Consider the following 5,340-nt stretch of genomic DNA (forward strand, 5'->3'; position numbering starts at 1 on the left):
CCCTTGGCATGGCTGAGGTTGTCTCCGGTGTTGACCACCAGGTCCGGCTTGAGCGACGCCAGCGACTCGAGCCATTTCGCCTTGGTGTCCTGGCCGGGCACAAAATGGATGTCGCTCAGGTGCAGGACCCGGAACGGTGCCTGGCCCGCGGGCAGGATGGGCAGCGTTTCCTCACGCAGGACAAACTGGTTTTTCTCCCAGAGCCCGTAGCCGAAAGCAGTGAGGCCGGCCGCGGTTCCGGCGGCAGCGGTGACGGCAAAGCCGCGCCCGATGTTCCGGGCGCGGCTGGCCAAAGCAGCATTCACGATCATGCGCGGCTAGCCGTTGCCGTTTCCGGGCTTGCTGGGCTCGGGAGTGGGCTCAGCGGCCGGCGCTGCGGGAGCGGTCGCCGGGGCAGTGGCCGGGGTTGACGGCGTGGTGGGTGTTGTCCTGGCCGGCGTCCCGTTCAGCATGTTCGAGGGCGGCGCGGTGAACGGGGTGGTGCCGTAGGCCGGTGCCACCTGGGCCATGTACTTGGAGAACATGGGACCGGCGATCATGTAACCGTCAATGGCCTTGTAGAACTTGCCGTTGATGGTCAGGTTCCGGCCTTGGCGCTGCTGGTCGCCCAGCGGATCGCCGAACCAGGCTGCGGTGGCCACACCGGTGGTGTAACCCACCACCCAGGTGGAGCCGTTGGTGTCGTTGGTGCCGGTCTTGGCGGCCACCGGGAAGTTGGTCTTGGTGGAAAGCCGCGGCTGGATGAGCGAACCGGAGCCGCCGTTCAGCACTTCCTGCATGGCGTAGGCGACGCCTCGGGCGACCTCGGGCTTCACCGCATCACGGCAGGTGCTGGACTGGGCCGGGAGCTGTGCGCCGGTCTGGTCCGTGACGGAGGTGATGGCGATCGGCTCGCAGTACTTGCCGTCGTTGGCGAAGGTGGCAAACGCGGAGGCCATGGTCAGCGGGGCCGTCTGGGTTGAACCGATCAGGTTGGCCAGCGTGGTCATGGTGACCTTCGGGTTCGGACTTTCGGCCGTGGGCAGGCCGCCGTGGATGCCGACAGCGTCGACGATCTTCTGGATGCCGCAGAGGTCAACCTGCGCGGCTGACGCGAACGTGGCCGTGTTGATGGAGTTCATCAGGCCGTACAGGACGGTCATGTTCCGGTAGTAACCCTCGTCCGAGTTCTGCAGGTCGAAGCTGCCCGAAACCCTGGCGTCGTACCAGCCCACGGTGGGCGTCTGGCAGGTGTTCTTCCATGGGAAGTTCTGCGGATACCGGCGTACCGAGGCGTTGATGTTGGTGTTCATGGACTTGCCCTCGTCCAGCCACTGGGCGAACGTAAAGGGCTTCATGGTTGAACCGGGCTGGAAACCGCCCAGGCCGTTGAGGTCGTTGCCGTCCTTGTCCAGCTTGTCCACGTTGAAGTTCTGGGTCTGGTTGAACTTGCCCTCAACCGGCAGGAACGAGGTGTTCTGTGCCATGTTCAGGATCTTGCCGCTGTTGGGCTGCACCGAGACGATGGCCGCGCCCCAGTTGTCCGGGTTGGCGCCGGCAGCAGCGTCCGACTCGGCCTGGGCAACGTTCTGCGCGTTGACGTCCAGGGTGGTGGTGATGGTCAGGCCGCCGCGGAACACCGCGTTGGTGCGCTCCTCGAGGTCGGCGCCATAGGCCGGGTTGTTCAGCAGCAGGTGGAGCACGTAATCACAGAAGTACGGTGCCGTGGTGGCGTAGGCGCAGCCCTGGCGTGAGGGCGTGACCTTGGTTTCCACCGGAGTGGCCACTGCGGCGTCGTGCTCGGCCTGGGTGATCTTGTTCTGGTTCAGCATCAGGCCCAGCACCAGGTCGCGGCGCTGTTTGGCGTTCTCCGGATTGTTGATGGGATCGAAGGCCGAGGGGCTGTTGACGAGGCCTGCCAGGAGGGCGGCCTGCGGAAGGGTCAGGTCCTTCGCGGTGGTGCTGAAGAAGAATTTGGACGCGGCTTCAATGCCGTAGGCGTCGCGGTTGAAGAAGACGATGTTCAGGTAACCCTCAAGGATCTGGTCCTTGCTGAATTCCTTTTCCAGGGCGATGGCGAGCTTCATCTCGCGGAGTTTGTCGCCCACGCCCTTGTTGACACCGTTGAGCTTGATGTCCTCGTCCTTGCCTGCGGCGGCGAGGTTGGAGTTGAGGACGTTGTTCACGTACTGCTGGGTGATGGTGGAGGCACCCTGCTTGTTGCCGCGGGCGGTGCTCACGAGGGCGCGGAGGATACCCGTGGTGTCCACACCGCCGTGCTCCATGAACCGGCTGTCCTCGACCGCGATGACGGCATTCTTCATGAACGGCGAGATCTGGTCCAGGGCAACCTTGGTGCGGTTTTCCTCGTAGAGGTTCGCGATCAGGCTGCCGTCCGCGGCGAGGATCTTGGTTGACTGGCTGGGCGGGTCAACCTGCAGCTCAGCCGGAAGGGTGTCGAAGAACTCGATCGAACCACTTGCTGCGCTGCCGGAGACGGCCGCGGCCGGAACCAGCAGGCCAGCCACCAGGACACCGCAAATAGCGCTCACGCCAAGGAAGCCTAAGATCTTTCCGAGGGTAGTGGCTGTGTCGAAAATGGGGTTCTTACGAGTCACCATGTTTTCCACTTTACCGGCAAGGACTAGTCTTTCTTTCATGACCAAATGGGAGTACGCCACGATTCCGCTCATTATTCACGCCACAAAGCAGATCCTGGACCAGTGGGGAGAGGACGGCTGGGAGCTCGTCCAGGTCGTCACCGGACCCGACGGCAATGGCCTGGTTGCCTACCTCAAGAGGGAGAAGCAGTAGCAATGAGCACTCCCGCAGAAACCACTTCGGACTCAACAGATTCACAGGATTCAACCCCGGCTTCAACGCCCGTTTCGGCCGTCGAGCAGCGCCTCGCGGAACTGGGACTGACCCTGCCTGAGGTTGCAGCTCCGGTAGCCGCGTACGTTCCCGCCGTGATTTCCGGCAACCACGTTTACACTTCCGGACAGCTGCCGTTCGTGAACGGAAAGCTCGAGGCCACCGGAAAGGTGTCCACCGGCACCGAAGGTTACGCCGACGAGCCCACAGTGTCGCCCGAGGATGCCCAGCGGTTTGCCGCGATCTGTGCCGTGAACGCGCTGGCTGCCGTGAAAAGCGTCATCGGCGACCTCGACCGGATCACCCGGATCGTCAAGGTTGTGGGATTCGTCTCGTCAGACCCCACGTTCACCGGCCAGCCCGGCGTCATCAACGGTGCCTCCGACCTCCTGGGCCGCGTCCTGGGTGAGGCGGGGCAGCACGCCCGTTCCGCCGTCGGTGTGGCTGTGCTGCCGCTCGACTCTCCGGTCGAGGTCGAACTGATCGCCGAATTCAGCTAGGACCGGTCGCTTCCTTTGCCTCAGCTCGCCCGACGCCTGTTTGTCCTCCCTCCAGATCTTGAAGGGGCGGCACGAAGCTGGATCGATCACGGTGAGCGGACCCCGCGTGCCGCCCGCTACGCTTCCTCCGTCATCCTGCTCCGCGATTCTCCGACGGGCCTGGAAACGTGGCTCGGCTACCGGCCGGGCTCCTCGCCTCTGGGGGTGCTGGCCTTCCCCGGCGGCTCGCTAGACGCGTCCGACGACGACGCCATCGGCTGGCTGGGCCCCTCACCCCAGTACTGGGCTGAGCAGATGGGAACGGCCGACGTCGGGCTGGCGCGGCGGCACGTGGTGGGCGCCATCCGCGAACTGTTCGAGGAAACCGGGGTGCTGCTGGCCGGTCCGGACATGTCCAGCACAGTGGAAGCCACGTCAAGCCAGGAGTGGATGCGTGCCCGCGTGGCCGTAGCCGACCAGGAGAAGACGCTCAGCGGGCTGCTGTCCAAGCGCGGGCTGTTCCTGCGGACCGATCTGCTGAAGCCGCTGGTCAACTGGCGGAGCCCGGACTTCTCTCACCACCGGTTCGACACCCGCTATTTTGCCGCCACCGTCCCCATGAACCAGCAGCCCACGCTCCTGGAAAGCAAGGGCGTGTGGGGCCGCTGGGTGTGCGCCACGAAGGTTATCGCCGAACGGGAAACCACCAACCTCGGTGATGAAGTGGGCCAGGAGAACACCGTTGGCCTGACCCTGAGCCAGCTCCTGGTGCCCGGTTCCGAAATCATGCTCGAGAAGATGGCAGCCGCGAACGGCTGCATCGCCTACCTCAGCTACAAGCGCAAGCCGCACGTCTACCAGCCGACGCTCGTTGAAGAGGACGGAAAGCTGATGCTGGAAGTCGAGGCCGCAAAAACCGTAGCAGGAGACCCCCAGCGCGACCGCTGACCCCGCTCCACCCCTCAGACGCTCTGGCAGTTCCCGCACGTTTTTGGCTAACGCTCTGGCAGTTTCCGCAGGTTTTTAGGCGACGCTCTGGCAGTTTCTGCACATTTTTGGCTGACGCTCTTGCAGTTCCAGGGGGTTTTGGAGGAGCCCTCTTTCGCCCACCTGATTTGCCTATGCGCCCGCGGTGCGCTTTAGCCGGATGGCGGCGTACGGCCGGCTGGGAAGGTTGCCCGCTGTCCAGGACTCGTCGGATGGCTCCACTGGTATTTCTCCGCGGCCATCGCGGATCACCAGGACTATCGTGCCGGTCACGGCCGCCACGGAAGCCAGACCCAAGAGCGCCAACAGGACCACTACTGCCAGGGACATCGTCATGCACCTCTGACTTAATTTTATGTCGGCGCGCTCTTTCAAGCACTTAAGTAGCTGTGGAGGGACTAAGACAATGCCAGAGGGTTTGGTGAGAACGTCCGGGAGGTGCCAGAGGGATTGGGGAGAACGTGCAGGAGGTGCCAGAGGGTTTGGTGGAGGACGCAAAAAGGCCCGAGGTCCGGCATCCGGTAGCGTGCGTCAAAGCGACGAAGGAGCAGCACGCGGGGCCCACGCCGTCAGGGGTCCCCGAGCATGCGAGGTCGGGGAGACGGTGGGGAGGATGTCGGCCTCGGGCCGGCAGATTAGCTTGTCAGCGCGAGCGCTGGCGGAGGCGCTGCATGTCCAGGATGACCACGGCGCGGGCCTCGAGTCGCAACCAGCCGCGCTGGACGAACTCGGCCAGGGCTTTGTTGACCGTCTCGCGGGACGCGCCCACCAGCTGTGCCAGCTCTTCCTGGGTGAGCTCGTGGGCCACCAGGACGCCGTCGGTAGCCGGGCGGCCGAAGCGGTCGGCGAGGTCCAGGAGCGCTTTGGCAACGCGGCCGGGAACGTCGGAGAAGACCAGGTCGGAGAGGGAGTCGTTGGTGCGGCGCAGGCGACGGGCCAGGGCCTGCAGCAGCTGGGCCGAGACCTCGGGGCGGGTGCGCAGGAGGGCGTTGAGGCTCTCGTTCTTGAGGCCGGCCAGGCG

General features: G+C 64.6%; 7 protein-coding genes. 3 read left to right on the forward strand and 4 right to left on the reverse strand.

Going from position 1 to position 5,340, the window contains the following annotated elements; genetic code table 11:
- The coding region (locus DBR22_RS22610) for a metallophosphoesterase (protein ID WP_375135034.1) at positions 1–311 on the reverse strand (311 nt) is incomplete at its 3' end.
- 6 nt (positions 312–317) lie between these two features.
- Positions 318–2,600: a transglycosylase domain-containing protein gene (locus DBR22_RS22615; protein ID WP_108600826.1), complete on the reverse strand. Its 2,283-nt coding sequence runs from the start codon at positions 2,598–2,600 to the stop codon at positions 318–320.
- A 37-nt stretch (positions 2,601–2,637) separates the two neighbouring features.
- Here DBR22_RS22615 and DBR22_RS22620 point away from each other — a divergent pair, with 37 nt between their 5' ends.
- From DBR22_RS22620 to DBR22_RS22630, 3 genes are read left to right on the forward strand one after another with little or no spacing between them, the layout of a single operon-like run.
- Positions 2,638–2,793, forward strand: a complete 156-nt coding sequence (locus DBR22_RS22620) for a DUF4177 domain-containing protein (RefSeq protein ID WP_011693223.1) — start codon at positions 2,638–2,640, stop codon at positions 2,791–2,793.
- A 2-nt stretch (positions 2,794–2,795) separates the two neighbouring features.
- Entirely contained in the window at positions 2,796–3,353 is a 558-nt protein-coding gene (locus tag DBR22_RS22625; RefSeq protein ID WP_108600822.1) for a RidA family protein, read from the forward strand.
- A gap of 15 nt (positions 3,354–3,368) precedes the next feature.
- Positions 3,369–4,280 (forward strand): NUDIX hydrolase, encoded by a 912-nt coding sequence (locus DBR22_RS22630; protein WP_108600823.1) that lies wholly within the window; start codon positions 3,369–3,371, stop codon positions 4,278–4,280.
- 171 nt (positions 4,281–4,451) lie between these two features.
- Here the strand turns inward: DBR22_RS22630 and DBR22_RS22635 are convergent, their stop codons facing one another.
- Both DBR22_RS22635 and DBR22_RS25070 read right to left on the reverse strand, forming a co-directional pair.
- Positions 4,452–4,655 carry a hypothetical protein gene (locus tag DBR22_RS22635; protein WP_108600824.1) on the reverse strand — a complete coding sequence of 68 codons (204 nt, stop codon included), beginning with the start codon at positions 4,653–4,655 and terminating at the stop codon, positions 4,452–4,454.
- A gap of 307 nt (positions 4,656–4,962) precedes the next feature.
- Positions 4,963–5,340, reverse strand: a 378-nt coding sequence (locus tag DBR22_RS25070) for a Crp/Fnr family transcriptional regulator (protein WP_258229410.1), incomplete at its 5' end; no start/stop codon positions are given.

It is taken from the genome of Arthrobacter sp. HMWF013 (assembly GCF_003061105.1).
Taxonomy (GTDB): domain Bacteria; phylum Actinomycetota; class Actinomycetes; order Actinomycetales; family Micrococcaceae; genus Arthrobacter.